The sequence below is a fragment of the Acinetobacter sp. AB03 genome (genome assembly GCF_058107045.1).
Genome location: NZ_JBUEBA010000002.1, coordinates 1422896 through 1446110 on the forward strand (window position 1 = coordinate 1422896; position 23215 = coordinate 1446110).

The following is a 23215-nucleotide window of genomic DNA, read 5'->3' on the forward strand; positions in this document are numbered from 1 at the left end:
ATTTAGCTACTATCTTTTTTATAATTTTTAATTGAAAAATAAAGATAGTTTTTTGCGCTGATTTTTAAATTTTTTTGGAGTTATAACATGTCTAAAGGTCAAACTTTGCAAGATCCGTTCTTAAATTCTCTCCGTAAAGAACGTATTCCTGTCTCTATCTTCCTTGTAAACGGTATTAAGTTACAAGGTCATATTGAATCTTTCGACCAATATGTTGTTTTATTAAAAAATACAGTAAGCCAAATGGTTTACAAGCATGCAATTTCTACAGTTGTTCCTGCACGTAACCCACGTCCTGCTGGTGCACCTGCTGGTGCTGGTCAACAAGGTAGCTTTGGCGGTCAACAAGGCGGCTTTGGCGGTCAACAAGGCGGCTTCGGCGGTCAACAAGGCGGCTTCGGTGGTCAACAAGGCGGCTTTGGTGGTCAACAAGGTGGCTTCGGTGGTCAAGGTGGCTTCGGTGGTCAAGGTGGTTTCGGTGGTCAAGGTGGCTTCGGTAGTCAAGGTGGCTTCGGTGGTCAAGGTGGCTTCAGTGGCCAATCGACTGGTTTTGATGGCGAATCAAAATTTGAAGACACTCAAGATGACGAAAATAATCGTTAATTGATTGTTAAAAAAGCCTCTCACATGAGAGGCTTTTTTTATGCCAAATTTTTAGTTTTCGTCCAAGCGAAAAAAGACCAGCATGAATGCTGGTCTTTTTATGTGTTCAAACTTATGACTTGTTGTTCTTACGGTCTAAGTTAGGATCTTTAATTTCGACATAAGCTCTGTTGCGTGTTTCGCGTAACCAGCTATCAAGCTCTGCATCAAATTGACGCTCACCTAAAATTTGACGTGCCATACGTTCTTGGTATTCAGCAGTCATGTCTTGTTGACGTGTTTCAGTCACTTGAAGAATATGCCAGCCAAACTGAGTTTGAAAAGGTTTACTGGTTTGACCTACCGGTGTATTTTTCATGGTTTCTTCAAACTGAGGAACCATCACACCTGGGCTGACCCAACCCAAACTCCCGCCATCACGTGCTGAACCTGTGTCATTGGAGTAGGTGGAAGCCAAAACGGCAAAGTCTTCACCTTTTTGTACGCGGTTATACAAGCTTTCGATCATTTGTTTAGCATTTTCAGGGCTAACCACTTCAGACGGTTGGATCAAAATATGGCGTGCTTTGTATTGAGGTACAATCGCTTTTTGCTCAGCTCCTTTGCGTTCAACTAATTTTAAAAGATGTACACCATCACGCACTGTAATTAAATCTGTGGTTTGTCCCACTTGGAGTGGACTCACACGTGCTGCAAGCTCGCTAGGGATGTCAGAAAGTGCTCTAAAGCCCATATCTGCACCTTCAACTTTGGTGCCAGCAGTACTGAACTTTTTAGCAATTGCAGCGACGTCATTGTCGTGTGCTAGAACAGTTTTGACTTGCTTCGCCACAGCGTCAGCATTGTCACCTGAAACACGCACATGTAGCACATGTACTTGATTGCCAAGTGCTGCTTGACCTTGTGGGGTATTTAAGAAGTTTTTAACGTCTTGGTCTGAAATCTGGATACGAGAGGTAACGATTTGCTGGCGTAAACGATTGATGGCTAAATCTTCAGCAACGCGACTACGCAAAGAAGCATAGGTTCCGGGTGCCATTTTATCGAGCTTTTGTTGGAATGCTTCTAGGCTTGTGCTACCGGATTGTTTTGCAACATTTAAAACCGCTTCATTCAAGCTTTTTTCATCAGGTTGAATGTTGTAACGTTTCACTTGCTCAAGCTGAGTCTGACGAATAATCAGTTGCTCTAATGCTTGTTGTGCCAAATATTGCTCTGGTGGAACTTGTTTTTTTTGGCTCTCAAGTTGATGTTTGAGCTCAGCCATACTTGCTTCTAAGTCACTCTTCAAAATGACACTGTTATCGACAACAGCAACAACTTCATCCGACGCATGTACAAAAGTTGGAATAGCGGTTGCGAGAGCTAAAGCCAAAGCACTCGCTTTAAAAAATTGTTTGAACTGTTTTGTCTTCATTAACGGTCTGTCCAAGTCTGATTAATATTGTTAAAGCCTAGAATACGATTTTCTAGTAATGATGAAAGTTTACTGTTGAGTCCGCCTAAGCCTTTAAGTGTAATTTCGGCCATAATTGCACGTTTAGGTTCTACACCTGCAGCATTGACGTCATCCAAGTCGTTATAGTACTCGCGACCATAAACGGAGATCCCCCAACAGCAAGACTCGTAATTGACACCAAGGAGGTATTCACGAGCGACATTGTTGTCTAAGTCATATTGAGCATGGCCCATAATACGCCAGTTGTTATGGATCGGTTGTACGAAAGATGCAACCACTTGGTCGTAATGTTCTTGACGGTCTGCAATTTCTTTACGGTAGAAATAGCCAACGTTATAGAGATTGCCTTTATCGCCCGTAAAGTAAAGTTGTAAGTCGCGTTGCGCATTATCACCATTTGCCATCCATGCTGAGTTTGCACCGAGGGTAAAGTTTTGTGAGAGCTGACTAGATACGCTGACAATCGGACCAGAGTGATTTTCTCTGTCAAAGACGTCTGCTGTTTGGTCAAGCGTTACGCGGCGGTCTTCGAAATAATAGCTTTGGCCTACACTGGCTTTTAAGCGCTCTAGACCCACCGTATCAAATAAGCTATAGCTTAAGCCCAGTGACAAGAAGTTATTGTCTTCTAGACGGTCATGGCCATAGAAGCGATTTGCACTAAATAACTGATCATAGTTGATCGATGCTGTTGCAGAGTCAAAGTTTGGTGCGCCATCTTGATTTTTATAGGGTGCGTAGGCATAGAACATGCGTGGGCTTAACGTCTGTAAGAAAGTGCCTTCTTTTTCAAAAGTTAAACCTGCATCAAAAGTCACCTGTGGCACGACATAAGATTTGTCGTTCGATGAGCGGTTGGTGTTGTCAAACTCATTGATGGTATCTTGATCGTAGAATGTGTTTACATTACGAATAGATACTTCAGGAATGGCGAAAGCCCACGGTGTACGGTAGTTATAGCGTACAGAAAAGTCATTATAGACACGGGTGCCGCTTGGTTCAAAGCTATCGTTGGTATCGCCATCGATAGTCCCAAAGTCCTTTTTAAAGTAAGCCGTATCGTTGTTGAACTCGTATTCTAAGCCCAGTGCATTACCCGCCTTATAGTTGAGTAAGAACTGTGGTAAACGCGCATACGGACGGTCAACGTAGGGTGTGGTTTCGTCTAGTGTTTGGAAGTCTTCAACTTTCAGTTGGGCTTTTAGACCAGGAATTCCATTTTTATAGTTTAACTCCCACGCACGACGCAGGTTTAAGTCTGTTTTGGTGTTTGGGTTGTTACTTAGGTCAGTAAAGTAGTCTTTGTCTGATGCATAGTTATATTCAAGGTTGGTTGAGAACTGTTCATTGATTTGCCAGTTATGTAAAAAGTGCAAATCTTTACGGTCTTCATCGTCATATTTTCGATCACCAGCTAAGTACCCCCCCCAAATTTGACCTGAACCAAAGTTTTCGGTTAGATAGCGAAACTCACCCTCAAACATTGGGCCGCGGTCGCTGATATAGCGTGGCGTAACGGTCACATCGTAGTTCGGCGCTAAGTTGAGATAAACAGGTACTGCAATCTCGACACCACCATCATTGGTGAAGCCAAAACTTGGCGTCAAAATACCGGTAGTACGACGGTCATCAATCGGGAAGTTAAAATAAGGAACAGCTAGAACGGGTATATCTTTGACATAAAGTTTTGTACCGCGTGTTTCACCACGGCCAGTTTCTTGATTTAACTTAATTTCGTCTGCTTGGATTTTCCACGTTGGCGATTGCTCTGGTGGACATGTGCTATAAGTTGCATTTTTTAGGGTGGTGGTTGTTTGTGACTCACGTAAGATTTGGTCGGCCCGCCCATGTGCATGTTGTTCTTCTGAAATATAGAAACTGTTTTTCAGATCGCCTTGCTGAGTTTTTAGGTTGTAATTAATTTGGTCGCTTTGCGCTAATAAACCACTTTGCGCCATTTGCACGCGTCCTTCAGCATTGGCAAAAGTCTGGGTCTGGTCAATGGTGATTTTATCGGCGCGGATTTGACGACCTTCTTGATCAATCAGGACATTACCTTCAAGAACAGAGTCACCTTGTGGGTTGTAGTGACCATAGTCCGCTGTAATCGTGGATGTCGCATTGGCTGCGTCAGCAGCTTTGGTTTCAGGACTTACAGGGGTTAACCATGTGCCTTGGCAATACGCGGAGCTTAAGTAACGACCTTGGCGCTGTTGAGCTTCAGGAGATGACTTATCAACGTAGTATTGTTCGAAAAACTTTTGCCCAGGATAGCTTTCTTGTAGTGCTTGTTTTAGCGATTGTTGTTCGTCTGAAATAGACGTGGTTGGTGTTGCAGCATAGCTTGTGATTGAGCTACCACAAAGAAGGGTAAATATCGCAGTCGCTAAAGGATTAAATTTAAACTGATGCTTCATGTGTCTCATTTACCAAGTATGCTTAAAACGCAATTAATTATTGTCGCATCATAGAGAAAAAGTTGATAAGTGGCTACACTTAGCACTTTAAAAACTCAGCCTGTATTAGAATTTATCGCAAATGAATACACAACGTGAACAATTGATACAAACATGGATTTCATCTGTACTTGGTTCAGATCAATTTGAAATTAACTTTTTAGCAGGCGATGCAAGTTTCCGTCGTTATGCACGAATCAAGTTGAATAATAAAACATTTATGCTGATGGATGCACCACCAGAAAAAGAAGATTGTGTGCCTTTTGTGACGATTGATGAATTTTTTGATACGAACGGTGTTCGTGTACCACATATTGTGGCGAAAGATTTGGAGCAAGGCTTCTTATTGCTTGAGGATTTTGGCGATGTGCTACTGTCTACACAGCTCGATGATAAGACTGTCGATGCGCATTATGAGCAAAGTTTTAAGCAGTTGATTCAATTGCAATCTATTGATGGTGAAGGTCATTTCCCGGCTTATTCTTATGAAAAGTTAATCACTGAAATGTCGCTATTGACAGATTGGTTATTGCCAAGTTTACAGATTCAACCCACTGATGATGAGTCTGCGCTGATTAAACGTACATTTGCAATTTTAGCCAATGCTGCTTTGGCTCAACCTCAAGTGATTGTACATCGTGATTTCCATAGTCGTAATCTCATGCTTTTGGCAGATGAGCAAGAGCAGGGGGTGATTGACTTTCAGGATGCTGTGATTGGTGCAGATACTTATGATCTGATCTCAATTACACGTGATGCGTATGTGCAATGGAATCCTGAGCGCGTTTATCGTTGGTTTAAAGTGTTTTATGACTTGTTACCTGCATCGGCAAAAGAAGGTCGTGACTTTGAACAATTTAAACAAGATGCTGACTTGATGGCGATTCAACGTCATATCAAGATTCTGGGTATTTTTGTGCGTTTATTTGAACGTGACGGAAAATCAGGTTATTTGAAAGATTTACCACGTGTGATGTGGTATTTACTTGAAGAAAGCAAACCTTATGCAGAACTACAACCTTTCATGCAATTTATTTGCGATAAAGTGATGCCGAAATTTGAAGCAAAATATGGCAAATACGAGGTTGTTGCAGCATGAAAGCAATGATTTTGGCAGCGGGGCTTGGCAACCGCATGCGTCCTTTAACACTCTATAAACCGAAACCTCTGCTTGAAGTGGGTGGCAAACCACTGATCGTTTGGCATATTGAAAAACTCAAGCAAATTGGGGTCACAGAAATTGTGATTAATTCTGCATGGTTGGCCGATGTATTGATTGGCGCGCTTGGCGATGGTTCGCAGTTTGGAGTGACTATTCGTTGGACGCGTGAAGAAGAGGGGCTTGAAACAGCAGGTGGTATTATTAATGCTCTACCACTTTTGGGGACGGAACCGTTTATTTTAGTGAATGGCGATGTGTGGACCACTTTTGATTTTGCATCATTGCTCAATGTCGATTTGGGAGAAGATTTTGCGCATCTGATATTTGTAACCAATCCGACACAACATCCCAAAGGCGACTTTATCTTAAATCAAGGGCGTGCTTATACCTTTGAACAAGAGCAGTCAGGTGAAGCACTGACTTATAGTGGTGTTGCGGTTATTCACCCACAGATGTTTAAGGGTTTAGAAGCAGGTAAGCGTCCACTGGCTCCATTGCTAAAAGAAGCGATGTCTGCTGGAAAAGTTTCTGCCGGGAAAATGCAAGCCGCATGGGTGGATGTTGGCACACCTGAGCGATTAAGTGATCTAGATCTACAGATTCGTCAAGGTATGTACGTTTAAGTGCATAATCACTAAGCGTTAGCTACTGTTCCACGGCTGAGAAATCGGTATACTTCAGTTTAATTTTATTGAGATGTCTTCTTTATGCATCCATTTTTTCAAGACTTAAAGCAAGGTAGTCAAAAGCTTGGCTTAGATTTGAGTGAAGAAGCATTAAATTTATTGCTGAAGTATCAAGACGCACTTGTGCTGTGGAACAAAGCTTACAATTTAACAGCGATTCGCGATCCTAAAGAAATGCTGGTGAAGCATTTATTAGATAGTTTAAGTATTTTAAAAGATTTGCCGAAAGGTCGTTTGCTAGATATTGGTACAGGCGGTGGTATGCCGGGCATGATTATTGCTCTATGCCAACCTGAGCGCCAATGTGTTTTGCTCGATTCCAATGGTAAAAAAATTCGTTTTTTAAAACAGTTTATCGCAGACTTAAAATTAACCAATGTAATTGCAGTTCAAACGCGTGTTGAAAATGAAGATAGCATCCATGATTTGGGTCAGTTTGACGTGATTACCAGTCGTGCATTTGCCTCTTTAACCGATTTTATCAATGCATCGAAGCCTTATATGCACCAAGACAGCATTATTGCTTCTATGAAAGGCTTGGTTCCGCATGACGAAGTTGAAGCATTCAAAAACGAATTTAGCTGTGACATTATTGCGTTAAAAGTTCCACGTTTGGACGAACAACGACACTTACTTTTATTAAAACGTATCTAAAAAAATTCAAAGGATTGGGCGGGTCATGGCACAAATTATTGCGATTGCGAACCAAAAAGGTGGTGTAGGTAAAACCACAACCGCAGTAAATTTGGCTGCATCTTTAGCAGTACTTAAAAAGCGGGTTTTATTGGTTGATATGGACTCGCAAGGCAATGCGACCATGGGTTCAGGCATTCAAAAAAATGACCTACTGTATTCAGTGACCGATGTTTTACTGGGTGAAGTACCTATAGAGACTGCGATTACCAAGGCGGAAGTGGGTTATAAGGTCTTGGGTGCAAACCGTGATTTGGCGGGAGTTGAACTTGCGATTGCTGAGCAAGAAGGGCGTGAGTTTATTCTGCGTGATGCGTTGCAAGAAATTGAACAAGCATATGACTACATCATTGTGGACTGTGCGCCAAGCTTAAGCTTGATTACGGTTAATGCACTGGCAGCAGTGGATGGTGTGATGATTCCAATGCAGTGTGAATATTATGCGTTGGAAGGCTTGGCAGATTTAACACAGACCATTGATCGTATTCAACAAGCATTGAATCCTGAGTTAAAAATTATTGGTGTTTTACGCACCATGTATGATGCACGTAATGCACTGACACGTGATGTGTCTGAAGAATTAGAACAATACTTTGGCAAAAAACTCTATGACACCGTCATTCCACGTAATGTGCGTCTAGCTGAAGCACCTGCGCATGGTTTGCCAGTGATTTATTTTGAAAAAAGCTCGAAGGGCGCAGTTGCTTATTTACATTTAGCAGCTGAAATGATTAAGAAAAGCAAAGTGAAAAAAGGAAGTAACGCATGACCGTTAAAAAACGTGGGCTGGCAAAAGGTCGTGGTTTAGATGCCTTACTCGGTTCCATTCAAAAAGAGAAATTACAACTTGAAGCACAAGCTCTTGATCACGGTCAGCTAAAACAAATTGATGTGCATCTATTACAACGTGGTGAATATCAGCCACGTCGTTTTATTAATGAGCAAGACTTGCAAGAGTTAGCGGCATCGATTGAAAAACACGGTGTAATGCAGCCGATTGTGATTCGTCCAATTGATAATGAAAAGCACCCCTATGAAATTATTGCGGGTGAGCGTCGTTGGCGTGCAGCTCAACTTGCTGGGTTAACGCAAGTTCCAGCCATTGTTCGTGATTTAACAGACCAAGTTGCAATTGCACTGGCGTTGATTGAGAACATTCAACGTCAAGACCTTAATCCGATTGATCAAGCAATGGCTTTACAGCGTTTTCATGAAGAGTTTGGTTTAAGTCATCAAGAAATTGCAGATACTGTGGGTAAAGCGCGTACCACGGTGAGTAATTTACTACGTTTATTAAGTCTAGCTGAACAAGTTAAAGACTTTATGCAGCAAGGATTGCTGGACATGGGGCATGCCCGTGCCATTTTGACTTTGAAAGGGAAAGATCAACTGAAAGTCGCAGAATTGGTGATAGAGAAGAGTTTATCTGTTCGCCAAACTGAACAATATGTCCGTGATCTCAATGCGCCTAAACAAGAAAAATCGAAAACGGAAATGGCACCAGATCTTCAACAATTGACACAGCGCTTAACAGATCGTTTTAGTGCAAATGTCAAAATTGATCATAATAAACAAGGGAAAGGCAAGCTCACGATTCATTATCATTCACTCGACGAGTTGGATGGTATTTTGAATATTTGCTTAGCTGAATAATTTTATTTTCTATTTCTAAATACTTGGGGAAGTGTTATGTGGGAATTGGTCAAAGCAGGTGGGTGGCTTATGCTGCCCCTTGTTCTCTGTTCGATCTTTACTGTTGCGATTAGTTTAGAGCGTTTTATTCGCTTGAAGAAATCCACTATTTTACCGAAAGATTTGCTATTAGGTGCAGCGCAAAGCGTACAAATGGTTTTGCCTAAACTTAAACAAAATCAGGATTTACAGGCAACGACATTGGGTCGTATTTTGGAAGTTGGTTACCAAAGTAAGGCACAAGGTGAACAGTTTGCACGTGCGCAGATGGAAGCAACTGCTTCTCAGGAAATTGGTTATCTTGAAAAAAATATCAATTTTTTAGGGACATTGAGCGCTGTCGCGCCTCTTTTAGGATTGTTGGGGACTGTATTAGGTATTATCGAGTCATTTTTAATGATTGATATTGGGAATAGTAGTAATCCAACACTGATGATTCCAGGGATTTCTAAAGCACTGATTACAACTGCAGCAGGAATGTTCATTGCGATTCCTGCATTATTTGCTTATCGTTATTTTCAGCGTTTGGTTCAAGAGTACGTTGCTGAATTAGAGCAGCAATCGACTTTGTTTCATGCGGCTTTATTTTATAAGAAAACAGAAACTGTGCTTGAAAACCATGATGATGTTGTTGTGAAACAAGCGAGCTAAGGTGAAGTATGAAATTCAAACGCTCGCAAGTTGAAGATGTTCATATTAACCTTACACCAATGATTGATTGCTTATTATTTATTTTGGTGTTTTTATTGCTGACCACTACATTCAATCAATTTAGTCGTATGAATTTAACCTTGCCTGATGCGCAAGGGGTTCCGCCGAAAACATTTGATCATAAAATCGAAGTGGTGGTAGATTCCACAGGGCATTATTCAATTAATGGTCAGTCTATCGCATCGAAAGATGTTTCAGAATTAAATACCGCAATTAAACAGATTTCCAATGACCGTCGTGATCTAATGTTTGTTATTGCTGCGGATGCAAAAGCAACCCATCAGGATGTGATCCGTGTGATGGATGTGGCCGGTCAGTTGGGATTTGTAAATATCAATATTAGTACCAAAGTGCCTTCTCGAGGTTATTAGTGAAACACGATTTTAAAGTTTATCTACGTCTACTGAGCTATTTAAAACCTTATTGGGGCGTAGCAATTCTTGTGGTGGTCGGTTTTGCTATAAATGCCGCGACAGAAGTTTCTGTTGCTAAATTACTTGAAAAAATTATTGAAGCGATTCAACACCGTGATCAAGGTTTTACAACCTTGTTCCCAATTTTGGTTGTTGTGGTAATGTTTTTCCGTGGGCTGGGTTTGTTCATGGGGGGGTATTTTACGGCTGTCATTTCTAGAAACCTGGTCTTTAATATTCGCCAAGAAGTTTTTGCAAAATTATTGCGTCTTCCTGCACAGTATTATCTGGATAATAACAGTGGTCATATCACTGCGAAGATCATGTTTAATGTGGAGCAGCTTACCGCTGCATCCTCAGAATCATTAAAAACTATTGTTCAACAAGGTCTAATCACCATTGCACTGTTGGGGTACCTGATTTATAGCAATTGGCGTCTGACCTTGTGTATTTTGATTTTTGCACCGTTGATTGGTTTACTTATCCGTAAAGCGGCAAAGCGCATGCGTAAGCTTTCTATTCAAGTCCAAGACACCATGGGTGATGTCAATCACGTGGTACAAGAGACGGTCAATGGTCACTTGGTGGTGAAAGGCTTTGGTGGTCAGGCCTATGAGCAGCAACGCTTTAAAGATACCTCTTTAGAAAATTTACGTCGCGGCCTGAAAATGGTGGTTGTGCAACAGCTCAATAGTCCAATTGTACAGTTGATTATGTCCATTGCTCTGAGTATTGTTATGTGGATCGCACTACGCCCAGAAATTCTACAAGATACCAGCGCGGGTCAATTTGTGGCGTATATTACTGCAGCAGGTATGTTGAGTAAGCCAATTAAAGCGTTGACTGACGTGAATGAAAAGATTCAACGGGGTATGGCTGCAGCACATTCAGTTTTTGAAATTTTAGATTTACCAGAAGAAAAAAATACTGGGACTTTAATTCCAGTACTGAAAGGTAATATCGACTTTAAACATGTGAATCTGGTTTATACCGATGGCCATCACGCATTGCATGATTTTAATTTAAGTGTCAAAGAAGGTGAGACGATTGCTTTAGTCGGGCGTTCTGGTGCTGGTAAAACATCTTTAGTGAATTTATTGGTGCGTTTTCAAGATACGACCTCGGGCCAAATCCTCTTTGATGGTATCGATATTCACGATATTGAAATCAATAGTCTGCGTACCCAAGTGGCAATGGTCAATCAACAAGTGGTTTTATTTAACCGCACTGTGCGTGACAATATTGCCTATGGTCAGCTTGAAAATGCCTCGGATGAAGAGGTGATTGCAGCGGCAAAAGCAGCTTATGCACATGACTTCATTATGGCTTTACCACAAGGCTACAATACCAAGTTGGGGGCACAAGGTCTCAATTTATCAGGCGGTCAACGCCAACGTATAGCCATTGCTCGTGCGATTTTGAAAAATGCGCCTGTGCTGATATTAGATGAAGCTACCAGCGCGCTTGATAATGAATCAGAGTACTTTATCCAGCGTGCTTTCGATGCTGCAATGCGAGATCGTACCACGATCGTAATTGCACATCGTCTATCTACCATTGAGAATGCAGACCGCATTGTGGTGATGGATAAAGGGCGTATAGTAGAGCAAGGTACACATGCTGAACTTATTGCAAAGCAGGGTGCTTATTATCAACTCCATCAGCGTAATTTTGAGGAAAACTAAGTCATGTCAGGTGCACAGTTTATTCAGGATGCTTGGAACTCACAGGCAAAGTGGTTAATTGTGCTTCGTCCGCTGTCTTGGTTATATCGAGGCGGTTTTCTTTTAAACCGTAAGTTGTATCGGTGCAATATTAAAAAAGCGTATACGGCTCCTGTACCTGTCATGGTGATTGGTAATATTACCGTGGGTGGGAGTGGTAAAACCCCTCTGCTCATTCACTTGGTGAGTTATTTACAAAGTAAAAATATCCGAGTTGGAGTGATCAGTCGTGGTTATGGTGCCAAGGGCCCATTTCCGACTATGGTAAATCTCAACTCATTGCCTGAAAATGTAGGTGATGAGCCAACTCTCATCGTGCAATCTACTGATGTACCGATGGCAGTGGGTCCAAATCGCCAAGAAAGTATTGAACTGCTTTTATCTCACTATCCCATTGATCTGATCATTAGTGATGATGGGCTGCAACATTGGGCATTGAGTCGCCAAATTGAATGGATTGTCCTAGATAATAATCGTGGACTAGGTAATGAAAAGTTATTGCCCGAAGGTTATTTACGAGAGCCAAAGTCTAGACTAGATCAAGGCATAGTGATCGAACATGCAGATCATCCTAGTCGTGCTATGCACATGCACTTAGAAGTTGCAGAGCCTTACCTGTTGAATAGTACTGAGGCAAAAGCTTTCAATCCGCAAGATGATTTTTATGCGGTCGTGGGGATAGGTTTTCCGCAACGCTTTTATCGTACTTTAGAGCGTATGGGAGTGCAGCAGTTCCAGTGTCATGAGTTTGCTGATCATTATGAATATGAGTTAGAGGATTTGGTCTTTGATGATGCCAATCCTATCATTACCACTGAAAAAGATGCAGTGAAAATTTTAGCGCTGCTAAAACAAAACCCTAGTTTTGCCCGCGATATTTGGGTTGTTCCTGTCGATGCAGTGTTATCGACGGCGTGTTATGACACCTTACATCAACAGCTCGCCGCTGTAGGTATTGAAATTTCTTAAGGTCTTTTATGAAGCATATTGTTATTCCTGCGCGTTTCGCAAGCACACGTTTATCTGGAAAACCACTCCTTAAAATTCATGGCCGTGAAATGATTTTACGGGTCGTTGATCAGGCGAAGAAAGTGGAAGGTTTTGATGATCTCTGCGTCGCAACGGATGATCAGCGAATTTATGATCTTTGCATGGTTGAAGGGGTGGATGTAGTGTTGACCTCAGCGGATCATCCTTCGGGAACAGACCGCCTAAGTGAGGTGGCGAAAATTAAGGGTTGGGCCAGCGAAGATATCATTGTTAATGTTCAAGGTGATGAGCCGTTATTGCCAGCGGCTTTGGTCAAGCAAGTCGCGCAACTTTTAGAGTCACAAGCAGATTGTTCAATGTCGACCTTGTGTGAACCAATTCAGCATTTAGATGAATTTAAACGTGATAGCATTGTTAAAGTGGTGATGTCGAAGTACAAGCAAGCACTTTACTTTAGTCGTGCTACTATTCCATATGACCGAGATACTGCAAAACAAGTGGAGCAAACGTTGCATGAACAAGCCTTCCGTCATTTGGGTTTGTATGCTTACCGCGTGAAATTACTTCAAGAATATGTGACATGGGATATGGGTACACTCGAAAAGCTCGAAAGCCTAGAGCAACTACGTGTTTTGGAAAATGGACATCGTATTGCCATTGATATCGCAGAAGCGAACTTGCCGCCAGGTGTGGATACACAAGAAGATTTAGATCGTTTAAATGCCATGGATGTGGCTCATTTTGCATAATAGAACTTAGGTTGTATACATGAAGCAAACGCTGCCTGAGCAAATTTATCCGTGGCATCAAAATGTTTGGGAAACTTTAACCACACGCTTTCCTAACATTGGTCATGGCTTATTGTTTTATGGTAAAAAAGGTTGTGGTAAAGAGACTTTTGCTGAGCAGTTTCTTGCTTGGGTCTTATGTGCTAAGCGGCAGCCAAATCATTTGGCCTGTGGGGAGTGTGGAAGTTGTCAGTGGTTAAAGGCGGATACACACCCCAATTATGTGCACATCACTACCGATGAAGACAATAAGAAACAAAATGCTAAGATCAAAATTGAGAAAATTCGTGATCTGCTGCCTTTTGTACAGCAAACGGTAGATGGTTGGCGCGTCATCATTATTGAACCAGCCGAAGCTTTAAATACAGCTTCAGCCAATGCTTTATTGAAAACGCTTGAAGAACCAGGTGATCGTGTTGTTATCATTTTATTGGCAGATCATTATTTAAAACTGCCTGCAACCATTCGCAGTCGTTTGCAACATTTTGCTTTGGATCGCATAAATCAACAGCAAGCAGAGCAATTTCTAAATCAGCATTTGTCCCATAGCGATTTGGCACAGCAACATTTGTTGATGAATTTGTCCAATCATATGCCGTTGCAGGCAATTACATTGTCCGAGAGTGAATGGATTCCTCAACGTGCTGAATTTTTAAAAGATTGGCAAAAGTTGGTGATGGATAAAAATATGCCGATGGTAATTGCTACCAAGTGGAATAAAGCGCTGACATTTAGTGATTTTAGTCAAATGTTTGAGTACTTGTTGTCAGATTTGATTTGTGTCAAGCTAAATCAGCAATTAAAAAACACTGACTTGGATTTCAGTGTGCTGGCAGAACGGTATTCACTTGAAACTTTGTTTTCAATTTATGCTGATTTGCAACAGTCAAAACAATATATTGAACAAAACGTACAAACTAATTTAGTGCTCGACCAATTGTGTATTCGGTTGATGGATGTTTAAAACAGGGGAATTTTATGCAACCACGTATGGGCGGAATCATTCAAGCCAATATTCCAGATAAAGCAACGTTATATGCAAGCTACATGCCTTTTGTAGTTGGTGGTGGTTTATTTATTCCATCCAAACAACCTGTAAAGATGGGAGAGGAGGTCTTTGTTTTGGCAACATTGCCAGAGCAAGCACAGAAAATTCCTCTAACAGGCAAAGTGATTTGGATTTCGCAAAAGCAAAATGGAATCAAACTCCAAGGATTTGGTATTCAACTTTCTGGGGAGAAAGGGGTTTATTACAAATCAGAAGCGGAAAAGTTGCTAGCAGGTCTTAAGTCTGAAGGGCGAACTAGTTACACTATGTAATTAAGTATATCAAGTAGGAAACGCCTGTGTTTGTAGATACGCATTGCCATTTAACCATGCTAGATTTAACGCCTTATGATGGGGATTTGGATTTAGCATTAGCGCAAGCACGTGCAGCGGGCGTCCACCGCTTTATGAGTATCTCAGTTGATCTTGATGATTATATTGAGCTAGCAAAAATTGCGGCAAGGCATGACGATGTGGGCTATAGCGTCGGGGTGCATCCTTGTGAAGATCCTGAAACCATGGCCCGCGCGACCACAGACTATTTAATTGAGTTGGCACAGCCTGAAAAAGTTTGGGCAATTGGTGAGACTGGGCTCGACTATTTTCATAGTACAGATTTCATCGTTGAGCAAAAAGACTGTTTTGCACGACATATTCATGCTTCACAAGCCTTAAAAAAACCAGTTGTTGTACATACCCGTTCTGCCAAGCACGATACTGTCGATATTATTCGTGCCGAAAAATCGACCCATGGAATTTTGCATTGTTTTACAGAAGACTGGGAAACGGCCAAAGCTGTCTTAGACTGCGGTTACTATGTGTCATTTTCAGGGATTGTATCTTTTAAAAATGCGCAAGACCTGCGTGATGTGGCGAAGCAAGTTCCTTTAGATCGCTTATTAATTGAGACGGATAGTCCTTATTTAGCACCGATGCCATATAGAGGTAAGTCGAATGAGCCAAAGTACGTTCCTTATGTAGCCAAAGCCTTGGCAGATGTATATGATAAGTCCTTAGAAGAGATGGCTTTCATTACAACACAGAACTTTGAAAACCTTCTCAACATGAAGTAAATAAATTGAAACGATAAAAGCGTATAAGAGAGTACTAGGGTGAAAATGGATCGTCAGGCTCAGTTTCGAGCAAGAGAAGCGTTAATTTTCCAAGTGGCTGAACAGTTGCTTTTAGAAAATGGCGAAGCAGGGATGACCCTTGATGCATTGGCTGCGGAATTAGATCTAGCAAAAGGTACGCTTTATAAACATTTTCAAAGTAAAGATGAACTCTATATGTTGCTCATTATTCGTAATGAGCAAATGTTGCTTGAAATGATTAAAGATACAGATAAACAGTTCCCTGAACATCTAGCTTTTTTTATGTTACATCATTTGCATCATCCTGAACGCACGGTGTTGTTTCATCAAATAGAAGAGCGATTATCCACCACGGGTGTTGGGATCTATCATTTATTTACTGAGCTTTATCAAATTCGAAAGCAACGTCTACGTTTAATTATTCGTATGACCGAGCGGTATTTGGAGTCGATAGAGAGTCAAATGACAGTTCGTGATTATTTGGCATCTATTTGGTCTTTGACGCATGGTGCCGCAGCGATTTTGAACTCTAGTTTTTATCAACGATATTTGGGCTCACGCGACACTTTACGCGTGGCCTACATCGACCAAGCTCTGGCGATGCCTAAACAAACGGGTGCAGCAGGTTATCTTGCTTAGCGGATAGGATGTATGAAACAGAAACTACCTTCAAGGATTCAAGGATTTACACTGGTTGAATTGATGGTGGTTATTGTTATTATGGCCATTATAGCGTCATTGGTGATGTTGAATATCAATGGGGTCGATCAACGTAAAGCAGCGCAAGCCCGTGATTTTTTTATCATGGATGTACAGAAAATTGCACGTGAGGCAAATGATCAAGCACGTGTTTTGGCACTAGATGTTCATCCTGCGACCGATGTGGCTGATTTTTCTTATACTGTTGTTGAATATAAAAATCCTCAATTTAGCATACCCACAGAACAACAAAATAATGCAATGCTGAATCACCAAAAATGGCAAAAATATAATGAGTTCCCGCAGCAAGTGTTAGCTAAAAATGTATCTTTTGCTGTGCAATCCTTAGACTATGATGTTTCTCAAGCCCGAAACGAGGATTTAACCCAAGAGAATGCACCTAAACTGATTTGGTTGGGGAATGGTGAAGCCAAACCTGTTCGTATTCAATTTTATTATGCCAATGAGCCTGTGGGTGCAGAAATTGAAATTGATCATTTGGGTAAAATAAATGCGAGCTAAAGCTTTAAAGAGTAGTCTGCCAGTTTGCGCTCGGATGAAACATTATTTCATTAATCCTCGCTCAGGATTTACATTGCTGGAAGTGATGGTGGCACTGGCTATTTTTGCTACAGCAGCGGTCGCTTTAACCAAAGTGGGTATGCAATATACTCAGTCTACAGCCCACGCCATCTTGCGTACCAAGGCACAATTTGTTGCCTTGAATGAAATTTCGATGATGGAAATCAATCGTGATTGGCTACAAGGCACGGCCTCTAAACAAATCACCCAACAAGGTGAAACTTGGCAAATTGATAAATCAGCGCAGGCAACGATTAGTACTAATGTGCAACGCGTCAATGTACAGGTGAGCTTGGTGAATACTGAAACTGGAAAAGTAGATTCGGGTGTTACGAGTTTAGTTTTTTTTAACCATCGTGATGGAAGCCAACCATGACAAAACGCTCAGGCTTTACTTTGGTTGAGTTGTTGGTGGCAATCGCGATTTTTGCTGTGCTTTCAGCTTTGGGTTGGAAGGTTTTTGATTATCTGATCAAGATTAAAGAGCGTAATACCCTACATGAACAGCGCTTAGGTCAGCTACAAGAAGCATATCAACAAGTATTACGTGACACTGTGCAAATTGTACCAATTACTGCCAATGTTGCGGGGCAGGTTCAACCCGCAGTCATGTTGCAAAATGGTCAGTTAACCTTTAGTAAAACTGGCGTGACTGATCCTTTAATGCAAGGCATACCGCCTGAAGAGCGAGTTGAATATATCTATAAAGCAGATGAAAAAAAATTGTACCGTTATAAATATAAAAATTTAAATCAAACCGGTAATGATCAACCTGAAACCAGTGTTTTACTTGATTCAGTTGATCAATTTCAAATTATGTTACTCAATCCCAATGAAATGGCACAATGGCCTGAGGTGGTATTGAGTGAAAATGATGTAACTCAGGCAAAAATACTACCGCGCGGTTTAAAAATAAACCTCACTGTCAATGAAGTGAGTTATGAATGGGTGTTTAGTTTATTAAATACAGACTTTTTAAAACAAAAAAATTAAGTTGCAGGATATGGAACTCACGGACTCTATGCAAAACCATTTTTCCTTAAATGTATTCGTTGTAAATAGGTGGGTGTTTTGAAGCGCTCTCAGCATGGCATTGCATTGATCACCATTTTGGTGATGGTGGCTTTAGCAACTATCCTTGCTGCTACGATTGCGAAACATCAGCGCAATACCGCAGAGAGTACGGCTTATTTAATGCGACAAAACCAAGCTCTGTTATACGCAAAAAGTGCAGAAGCTTTTTTTTCTGAGTTGTTGGTGGATGATGCTCAAAATGCAGCAGAGGTCGATCATCTACAAGAAACGTGGGCGAAGCCCATGCCTGCTTTTCCAGTGGAAGATGGTTTTGTTTCTGGGCGTTTAGAAGATGAGTCAGGAAAATTTAATTTAAATGCTTTAGTTAAGTCGGATAAAAAGCCGAATGAGGCTGCAAAACTTTGGTTTGAAAAGCTGTTGGTACGTGTGGGGTTGCCTGCGCAACTTTCAGAAGCAGTGATTGATTGGCAAGATGAAGATGATGAAGTCAGTGGGCCGATGGGTGCTGAATCTGCTTATTATCAAAGTTTAGCTCAGGGTTATCTGACATCAAATCGTGCTTTTTATAATGTTGAACAGTTGAAGTTGGTGCGTGGGTTTGAGGGGCGTAACTATCAACTGATTGCACCTTATGTGAGTGCTTTACCGAGTAATGAATTAAAGGTGAATGTAAATACTGCACCTGCGCTGGTGTTGGCCAGCATTGATCCTAAGTTGGATGTATCTGCTATTCAAAATTTACAAAAGCAAAGACAGGCCAATTTGGAGCATTTTTCCAATATGAATGAACTGTGGGAAGTTGATCCATTTAAGCAAGTGGACGAGGCTCAGCGGGCTGCTGTTAATGATTTTCTCGGAGTTCAATCGAACTATTTTAAAGCCAGAATTGAAGTGTTGCTGAGTGAGCGTAAGCGTCAGTTTAGTAGTGATTTGGTGCGAAAAGATCAAGCGGTATATGTGGCTTATCGGAGCATGTCACCGTTTTAAAGGGTAAATATAAGACTGATATGATTTACCAATTGGATTGAACAATAAAATAAATGAGCATAGGTTAACTTTTGCTTTATAATTAAAGTCAATTCTCAGAAAGTTTGATTGCATTACGGCATATGTTAATTCGTAAGTTATTTAAGTTTGAAAATGCCCATATTGTACGCAACTGTACATCGGATCGTTGTAAACGCTCCATTCATGGTCATAGTTATAAAGTTGAATTACTCCTCAAAGCATCGAAATTAGATCATGGTCAAATGGTTTATGACTTTGGCTTGCTGAAAGGGGTGATTAAAGACCTTTATGACTCTTTTGATCATGCGATTTGTTTTTGGCAAAACGATGATCCAGAATATATCCTAGCATGTAAAACCTTTAGTGCACGTTGGGTGTCGCTACCTGTTTCGCCATCGGCTGAACAATTTTCACGTATTTTCTTTTATCTTGCACAGCAAGTACTTGCGTCGACCGTGACTCAAAACGGTGAAGGCGATGTGGAAGTGTACTCGGTGATTGTGCATGAGACCGATACGGGCTATGCGCAGAGTTTTATTGAAGATATTGAAAATACACAGATGGGGCTTTTAGATTTAAGCCAGATTGAGTTTTCAGAACAAATCCAAGCGGAATGGGCGGACACTGAAATGTATACCAAATTAAAAGAAGGTATCCAATTTCACAATCCGAATGTAGAATTACAAGTCAAACTGTGAAATTTGTCACAGAATATACAGTAAGGGAATAAGGCGCAAGTATGTCTTTAACAGAACAACAGCAAACCAAGCTTGATAAAATTCAGCTGGATGCCAGTTGGAAGCATGGATTAAGTGACTTTTTGCTTAGTACTAAGATGGATGCGTTAAAGCAGTTTCTTGTTACAGAAATAAAAGCGAATAAAGTGATTTATCCGCCAAATGCGCTGATTTTTAATGCATTTAATACGACGCCTTTGGCGAATGTAAAAGTGGTAATACTCGGACAAGACCCATATCATGGGCCGAATCAGGCACATGGGCTCAGTTTCTCTGTGCAAAAGGGGCTTGCTTTACCACCATCTTTACGTAATATTTTCCATGAGTTAAATAAAGATTTAGGAATTGATATTCCTAAACATGGGGATTTAACTCGTTGGGCGCAGCAAGGCGTTTTGCTGTTGAACAGTGTATTAACCGTTGAAGCTGGTCAACCCACATCACATCAAAAACAAGGTTGGGAAGACTTTACCGATCATGTGATTGATGTTTTAAATGAACAGCGCGAGCATATTGTTTTTATTCTTTGGGGAGCATATGCGCAGCGGAAAGGACAACGGATTGATCAAGAAAAGCATTTGGTGTTAAAGGCGGCACATCCGTCACCTTTGGCAGCAAACCGTGGTGGATTCTTCGGTTGTAAAGTTTTTTCAAAATCCAATAATTATCTTAAACAACATGGCATTGAGCCTATAGATTGGCAGCTGGACGCATGACATATTCTCCCGTTTCTAAAAACTACCATCCAGATTTGATTGTAGAAGAAGCAAAAAATGGTTGGCGCATTGTTCGTCTGAATAGACCAAAATCACTTCACGCTTTAGATGAAACGATTGTTTCAGCTTTATTTGAAGTGTTTCAAGATTTTCATAGTGATGACGCAGTAAAAGCCATTTGGTTGGATTCAACCACACCAAAAGCATTCTGTGCGGGTGGTGATGTACGTAAACTTCGTCAACTGGTGATTAACGATGAAGTTGAAACAGCCAATCAGTTCTTTGAGCAAGAATATGCTTTAGATTTATTACTACACAACTATGCTAAGCCTGTCTTGGTATGGGGTGAAGGTTATGTCATGGGCGGTGGTTTAGGTCTGTTTATGGCAGCACCATTCCGTTTGGTGACGCCGCATTCACGTTTAGCGATGCCTGAAATTAATATTGGTTTGTACCCAGATGTGGGTGCAACGCGTTTCTTGGCGGACCGTGGGGCAATTGGTTTGTTCACGGGCTTAACGGGTTCAATCATGACGGCTGCGGGCGCATATGGTATTGGTTGGGCAACACACATCTGTGATGCGCAGCGTAATACGGTGCTTGAGAAAGTCATCAATATTGACTGGAGTCATTATCCAGCAGGTGATTTTAGAGCCATTGATGACACATTAAACAGTATGCATCGTCCGGTAGGTCCAGGCCCATTACAGAACTCTTTGGATGTCATTCATAGTGTATGTCGTGGTGTGAACTTCGAGCTTGATTATGATGCTATTGTTGGTTTAAGTGATGCGCGTAGCGATTGGCTTCGTCAAGCCAGTGAGAACTTACAAAAAGGCTCACCAACAACGGCTGCATTAACATGGTTGCTATGGCAGTGGGGCAAGCAGGTTCATTCTTGGAATGAAGTGTTTGAGCTTGAAACGCAAATTTCGGACTGGAAAATTCGTCATGCAGACTTTGTTGAGGGTGTGCGTGCGCGTTTAGTGGATAAAGACTTGTCACCAGCATGGAAACAAGGGGTCAATAACAGCTTAAAGGGTATTTTCGCTGGTAATCCACCAACAACGAGTATTGAAAGCTGGAATGAACTCCTTAAACATTATGATGTAATCTAATCTTTATGACTGATGTTTTAAAAACAGATAGTGAATGGATGCAGCTTGCTTTAGAGCAGGCTGCTATTGCAGCGTCAAAAGGTGAAGTCCCGGTCGGGGCAGTCATTGTGAGTCAAAATAAAATTATTGGTTCGGGCTTTAATGCGCCTATTACGCTAAATGACCCTACCGCGCATGCTGAGGTTCAAGCACTTCGCGATGCTTGCCAAAATACACAAAATTATCGTTTACCTGATGATGCGGTCATGTATGTGACGCTTGAGCCTTGTACCATGTGTGTAGGTGCTTTGGTGCATGCACGCGTTTCAAAAGTGGTATTTGGTGCGACAGAGCCGAAAGCGGGCTCTCTTATAAGTGCACGTAAATTATTTGAAACGGGCTATTATAATCATCAGTTCTTGGTTGAGTCGGGTTGTTTACATGAGCAATGCTCACAGCAGCTCAGTCACTTTTTTAAAATGCGCCGCGAACAAAAGCGACTATCCCGTCTACAAGAAAAGGGATGAATGAATTCGTAAAATAATAATTTCATGTAAAATGAAATGACAATAATTATTGTCAAATAAGGCGTTGGAACCACCATGAATAATATTCAGATTAAAAAAGAATTTAATGCACCCGTAGAGCAGGTATTTGATTTACTTTCTAAACACTCAACCTATAACGTCGCTTTTGCACCAGTTCAAGTGGTGCGAGTGAAAGATTCAGCAGATCCAGAACGTCCAGATGGACTTGGTTCTGTACGTCGTATGGGTTTTGGTCCAATTAAGCCACTGCAAGAGCAAATCACATTAATGAATGTGAATGAGCGCATTGAATACAAGATTATTAAAAATCCACTCATCAAACATCATTTGGGTATTATTGAGTTTGAGCCGATTGACTCGAATAAAACTTTAGTGACCTATACGATTGAATTACAGGCACGTGCACCTTTTGTAAGTAAATTAATCCTTGCACAGCTTAAATCTGCGATTAAACTAGGTTTTTCAAAACTCGCTAAATCTGTATAACAAACTTTGGGTAAGCAATGACAGTTCAAATAATCACAATTGATGGTCCAAGTGGTTCGGGTAAGGGCACACTGGCTGCAAAAATAGCAGCTCATTATCAATTTCATTTACTTGATTCGGGAGCGTTATATCGCTTGTTGGGCCTGTCATTGCATCAACAGGATTTGTTGGATGCTTTGTCAGGCGAACTGAGTCAGTGTGTCGAAATTGCTAAACATTTAGACATACAATTTTTAAGTTCTGCACAAGGCACACAAGTCTTGCTTAATGGTGAAGATGTTAGTCAAACCATTCGAACTGAACGAATTGGTGAGTTTGCATCAAAAGTTGCAACAATTCCTGAGCTTAGAGCTGCGCTGGTCGATCGCCAGCATGCTTTCGCACAAGCACCGGGCTTGGTTGCAGATGGCCGAGATATGGCAACATCCATCTTTCCAGAGGCTCAAGCCAAGATTTATTTAACCGCTTCAGCCCAATCTCGTGCTGAACGCAGAGTAAAGCAGTTGCAGGGTATGGGGCTGGATGCTAAAATAAACGATATTTTAGCTAATATTGAGGCGCGTGATAAACGTGACATGGGGCGCGAAGTTGCTCCACTCAGACCAGCAGCTGATGCCTACATCATTGATAGTTCTGAATTGAACATTGATGAGGTATTTCAGCTTATGACGGCTTATATCGATAAGCAATTAGCAAACTAACGAATTTTTATATTCAGCAGAAGCATAGCTTGATCAGTTCAAAATGGACTATGTAGACGCTTAACTAAACCGGCCTTGTCTGATCCAA

General features: G+C 41.2%; 27 protein-coding genes. 25 read left to right on the top strand and 2 right to left on the bottom strand.

Annotated features, from left to right (window positions below):
• The first annotated feature begins 87 nt into the window (after positions 1–87).
• Positions 88–603 carry an RNA chaperone Hfq gene (gene hfq / locus ACY3FQ_RS07235; protein ID WP_004984873.1) on the top strand — a complete coding sequence of 172 codons (516 nt, stop codon included), beginning with the start codon at positions 88–90 and terminating at the stop codon, positions 601–603.
• Between the two features lie 112 nt (positions 604–715).
• Here the strand turns inward: hfq and ACY3FQ_RS07240 are convergent, their stop codons facing one another.
• Together ACY3FQ_RS07240 and ACY3FQ_RS07245 are read right to left on the bottom strand one after the other, a co-directional pair.
• The gene (locus tag ACY3FQ_RS07240) at positions 716–2020 is read right to left on the bottom strand and encodes a peptidylprolyl isomerase (RefSeq protein ID WP_279681878.1); all 1305 of its coding nucleotides are present in this window, start codon (positions 2018–2020) and stop codon (positions 716–718) included.
• A complete protein-coding gene (locus tag ACY3FQ_RS07245) occupies positions 2020–4479 on the bottom strand; it encodes an LPS-assembly protein LptD (RefSeq protein ID WP_279681880.1) in 2460 nt (819 codons plus the stop codon). Before ACY3FQ_RS07245 ends, ACY3FQ_RS07240 begins: the two co-directional genes overlap by 1 nt.
• Before the next feature lie 121 nt (positions 4480–4600).
• On the opposite strand from ACY3FQ_RS07245, the gene ACY3FQ_RS07250 reads away from it, so the two are divergent.
• The 24 genes from ACY3FQ_RS07250 (at position 4601) to cmk (ending at position 23127) form a co-directional block, all read left to right on the top strand.
• The gene (locus ACY3FQ_RS07250) at positions 4601–5617 is read left to right on the top strand and encodes an aminoglycoside phosphotransferase family protein (RefSeq protein WP_078425015.1); all 1017 of its coding nucleotides are present in this window, start codon (positions 4601–4603) and stop codon (positions 5615–5617) included.
• Positions 5614–6303, top strand: coding sequence for an N-acetylmuramate alpha-1-phosphate uridylyltransferase MurU (gene murU / locus ACY3FQ_RS07255; protein WP_078425016.1), 690 nt, complete (start codon positions 5614–5616; stop codon positions 6301–6303). The genes ACY3FQ_RS07250 and murU overlap by 4 nt, the downstream gene beginning before the upstream one ends.
• An 84-nt stretch (positions 6304–6387) precedes the next feature.
• Complete coding sequence (rsmG, locus tag ACY3FQ_RS07260) at positions 6388–7020, top strand: 16S rRNA (guanine(527)-N(7))-methyltransferase RsmG (RefSeq protein ID WP_004984861.1); 633 nt, start codon at positions 6388–6390, stop codon at positions 7018–7020.
• A gap of 25 nt (positions 7021–7045) precedes the next feature.
• Positions 7046–7828 carry a ParA family protein gene (locus tag ACY3FQ_RS07265; RefSeq protein WP_004696827.1) on the top strand — a complete coding sequence of 261 codons (783 nt, stop codon included), beginning with the start codon at positions 7046–7048 and terminating at the stop codon, positions 7826–7828.
• A complete protein-coding gene (locus ACY3FQ_RS07270; RefSeq protein ID WP_058869745.1) occupies positions 7825–8712 on the top strand; it encodes a ParB/RepB/Spo0J family partition protein in 888 nt (295 codons plus the stop codon). The genes ACY3FQ_RS07265 and ACY3FQ_RS07270 overlap by 4 nt, the downstream gene beginning before the upstream one ends.
• A 36-nt stretch (positions 8713–8748) precedes the next feature.
• Positions 8749–9402 carry a MotA/TolQ/ExbB proton channel family protein gene (locus tag ACY3FQ_RS07275; protein WP_489773768.1) on the top strand — a complete coding sequence of 218 codons (654 nt, stop codon included), beginning with the start codon at positions 8749–8751 and terminating at the stop codon, positions 9400–9402.
• Between the two features lie 8 nt (positions 9403–9410).
• Positions 9411–9833, top strand: a complete 423-nt coding sequence (locus ACY3FQ_RS07280) for an ExbD/TolR family protein (RefSeq protein WP_004696832.1) — start codon at positions 9411–9413, stop codon at positions 9831–9833.
• Positions 9833–11560, top strand: coding sequence for a lipid A export permease/ATP-binding protein MsbA (gene msbA / locus ACY3FQ_RS07285; protein ID WP_279740902.1), 1728 nt, complete (start codon positions 9833–9835; stop codon positions 11558–11560). The genes ACY3FQ_RS07280 and msbA overlap by 1 nt, the downstream gene beginning before the upstream one ends.
• 3 nt (positions 11561–11563) lie before the next feature.
• Positions 11564–12568, top strand: a complete 1005-nt coding sequence (lpxK, locus tag ACY3FQ_RS07290) for a tetraacyldisaccharide 4'-kinase (RefSeq protein ID WP_279740900.1) — start codon at positions 11564–11566, stop codon at positions 12566–12568.
• Between the two features lie 8 nt (positions 12569–12576).
• Positions 12577–13338, top strand: a complete 762-nt coding sequence (kdsB, locus tag ACY3FQ_RS07295) for a 3-deoxy-manno-octulosonate cytidylyltransferase (protein ID WP_279740897.1) — start codon at positions 12577–12579, stop codon at positions 13336–13338.
• Between the two features lie 19 nt (positions 13339–13357).
• On the top strand, positions 13358–14341 hold the full coding sequence (locus ACY3FQ_RS07300) for a DNA polymerase III subunit delta' (protein ID WP_279740895.1): 984 nt from the start codon (positions 13358–13360) through the stop codon (positions 14339–14341).
• A 14-nt stretch (positions 14342–14355) separates the two neighbouring features.
• On the top strand, positions 14356–14697 hold the full coding sequence (locus ACY3FQ_RS07305; RefSeq protein ID WP_058869739.1) for a PilZ domain-containing protein: 342 nt from the start codon (positions 14356–14358) through the stop codon (positions 14695–14697).
• A 26-nt stretch (positions 14698–14723) separates the two neighbouring features.
• Positions 14724–15497, top strand: coding sequence for a TatD family hydrolase (locus tag ACY3FQ_RS07310; protein ID WP_279740891.1), 774 nt, complete (start codon positions 14724–14726; stop codon positions 15495–15497).
• A gap of 45 nt (positions 15498–15542) precedes the next feature.
• Positions 15543–16157: a TetR/AcrR family transcriptional regulator gene (locus ACY3FQ_RS07315; protein WP_004696845.1), complete on the top strand. Its 615-nt coding sequence runs from the start codon at positions 15543–15545 to the stop codon at positions 16155–16157.
• A 12-nt stretch (positions 16158–16169) separates the two neighbouring features.
• Entirely contained in the window at positions 16170–16739 is a 570-nt protein-coding gene (locus ACY3FQ_RS07320; RefSeq protein WP_489773769.1) for a type IV pilin protein, read from the top strand.
• 34 nt (positions 16740–16773) lie between these two features.
• Entirely contained in the window at positions 16774–17175 is a 402-nt protein-coding gene (gene gspI, locus ACY3FQ_RS07325) for a type II secretion system minor pseudopilin GspI (protein WP_058952512.1), read from the top strand.
• Positions 17172–17792: a type II secretion system minor pseudopilin GspJ gene (gspJ, locus tag ACY3FQ_RS07330; RefSeq protein ID WP_279740885.1), complete on the top strand. Its 621-nt coding sequence runs from the start codon at positions 17172–17174 to the stop codon at positions 17790–17792. Before gspI ends, gspJ begins: the two co-directional genes overlap by 4 nt.
• A 78-nt stretch (positions 17793–17870) precedes the next feature.
• On the top strand, positions 17871–18821 hold the full coding sequence (gene gspK / locus ACY3FQ_RS07335; protein WP_489773770.1) for a type II secretion system minor pseudopilin GspK: 951 nt from the start codon (positions 17871–17873) through the stop codon (positions 18819–18821).
• A 122-nt stretch (positions 18822–18943) separates the two neighbouring features.
• A complete protein-coding gene (locus ACY3FQ_RS07340) occupies positions 18944–19540 on the top strand; it encodes a 6-pyruvoyl trahydropterin synthase family protein (protein ID WP_004984830.1) in 597 nt (198 codons plus the stop codon).
• Between the two features lie 41 nt (positions 19541–19581).
• Complete coding sequence (ung, locus tag ACY3FQ_RS07345) at positions 19582–20295, top strand: uracil-DNA glycosylase (RefSeq protein WP_004696856.1); 714 nt, start codon at positions 19582–19584, stop codon at positions 20293–20295.
• Positions 20292–21413: an enoyl-CoA hydratase/isomerase family protein gene (locus ACY3FQ_RS07350; RefSeq protein WP_004984828.1), complete on the top strand. Its 1122-nt coding sequence runs from the start codon at positions 20292–20294 to the stop codon at positions 21411–21413. The genes ung and ACY3FQ_RS07350 overlap by 4 nt, the downstream gene beginning before the upstream one ends.
• A gap of 5 nt (positions 21414–21418) precedes the next feature.
• The gene (tadA, locus tag ACY3FQ_RS07355; protein ID WP_004984825.1) at positions 21419–21919 is read left to right on the top strand and encodes a tRNA adenosine(34) deaminase TadA; all 501 of its coding nucleotides are present in this window, start codon (positions 21419–21421) and stop codon (positions 21917–21919) included.
• A 75-nt stretch (positions 21920–21994) separates the two neighbouring features.
• On the top strand, positions 21995–22426 hold the full coding sequence (locus ACY3FQ_RS07360; RefSeq protein ID WP_004696860.1) for an SRPBCC family protein: 432 nt from the start codon (positions 21995–21997) through the stop codon (positions 22424–22426).
• 17 nt (positions 22427–22443) lie between these two features.
• A complete protein-coding gene (gene cmk, locus ACY3FQ_RS07365; protein WP_236769399.1) occupies positions 22444–23127 on the top strand; it encodes a (d)CMP kinase in 684 nt (227 codons plus the stop codon).
• The last annotated feature ends 88 nt before the right edge of the window (positions 23128–23215 follow it).

Coding starts and splice junctions, on each gene's coding strand:
- lpxK (WP_279740900.1), top strand. CDS start 11,564: ATGTCAGGTGCACAGTTTATTCAGGATGCTTGGAACTCACAGGCAAAG.
- ACY3FQ_RS07340 (WP_004984830.1), top strand. CDS start 18,944: ATGTTAATTCGTAAGTTATTTAAGTTTGAAAATGCCCATATTGTACGC.
- gspI (WP_058952512.1), top strand. CDS start 16,774: ATGAAACATTATTTCATTAATCCTCGCTCAGGATTTACATTGCTGGAA.
- ACY3FQ_RS07270 (WP_058869745.1), top strand. CDS start 7,825: ATGACCGTTAAAAAACGTGGGCTGGCAAAAGGTCGTGGTTTAGATGCC.
- gspJ (WP_279740885.1), top strand. CDS start 17,172: ATGACAAAACGCTCAGGCTTTACTTTGGTTGAGTTGTTGGTGGCAATC.
- ACY3FQ_RS07320 (WP_489773769.1), top strand. CDS start 16,170: ATGAAACAGAAACTACCTTCAAGGATTCAAGGATTTACACTGGTTGAA.
- ACY3FQ_RS07245 (WP_279681880.1), bottom strand. CDS start 4,479: ATGAAGCATCAGTTTAAATTTAATCCTTTAGCGACTGCGATATTTACC.
- hfq (WP_004984873.1), top strand. CDS start 88: ATGTCTAAAGGTCAAACTTTGCAAGATCCGTTCTTAAATTCTCTCCGT.
- ACY3FQ_RS07240 (WP_279681878.1), bottom strand. CDS start 2,020: ATGAAGACAAAACAGTTCAAACAATTTTTTAAAGCGAGTGCTTTGGCT.
- ACY3FQ_RS07275 (WP_489773768.1), top strand. CDS start 8,749: ATGTGGGAATTGGTCAAAGCAGGTGGGTGGCTTATGCTGCCCCTTGTT.
- ACY3FQ_RS07350 (WP_004984828.1), top strand. CDS start 20,292: ATGACATATTCTCCCGTTTCTAAAAACTACCATCCAGATTTGATTGTA.
- ACY3FQ_RS07300 (WP_279740895.1), top strand. CDS start 13,358: ATGAAGCAAACGCTGCCTGAGCAAATTTATCCGTGGCATCAAAATGTT.
- cmk (WP_236769399.1), top strand. CDS start 22,444: ATGACAGTTCAAATAATCACAATTGATGGTCCAAGTGGTTCGGGTAAG.
- tadA (WP_004984825.1), top strand. CDS start 21,419: ATGACTGATGTTTTAAAAACAGATAGTGAATGGATGCAGCTTGCTTTA.
- ACY3FQ_RS07250 (WP_078425015.1), top strand. CDS start 4,601: ATGAATACACAACGTGAACAATTGATACAAACATGGATTTCATCTGTA.
- ACY3FQ_RS07265 (WP_004696827.1), top strand. CDS start 7,046: ATGGCACAAATTATTGCGATTGCGAACCAAAAAGGTGGTGTAGGTAAA.
- kdsB (WP_279740897.1), top strand. CDS start 12,577: ATGAAGCATATTGTTATTCCTGCGCGTTTCGCAAGCACACGTTTATCT.
- ung (WP_004696856.1), top strand. CDS start 19,582: ATGTCTTTAACAGAACAACAGCAAACCAAGCTTGATAAAATTCAGCTG.
- ACY3FQ_RS07315 (WP_004696845.1), top strand. CDS start 15,543: ATGGATCGTCAGGCTCAGTTTCGAGCAAGAGAAGCGTTAATTTTCCAA.
- rsmG (WP_004984861.1), top strand. CDS start 6,388: ATGCATCCATTTTTTCAAGACTTAAAGCAAGGTAGTCAAAAGCTTGGC.
- ACY3FQ_RS07280 (WP_004696832.1), top strand. CDS start 9,411: ATGAAATTCAAACGCTCGCAAGTTGAAGATGTTCATATTAACCTTACA.
- murU (WP_078425016.1), top strand. CDS start 5,614: ATGAAAGCAATGATTTTGGCAGCGGGGCTTGGCAACCGCATGCGTCCT.
- ACY3FQ_RS07305 (WP_058869739.1), top strand. CDS start 14,356: ATGCAACCACGTATGGGCGGAATCATTCAAGCCAATATTCCAGATAAA.
- ACY3FQ_RS07360 (WP_004696860.1), top strand. CDS start 21,995: ATGAATAATATTCAGATTAAAAAAGAATTTAATGCACCCGTAGAGCAG.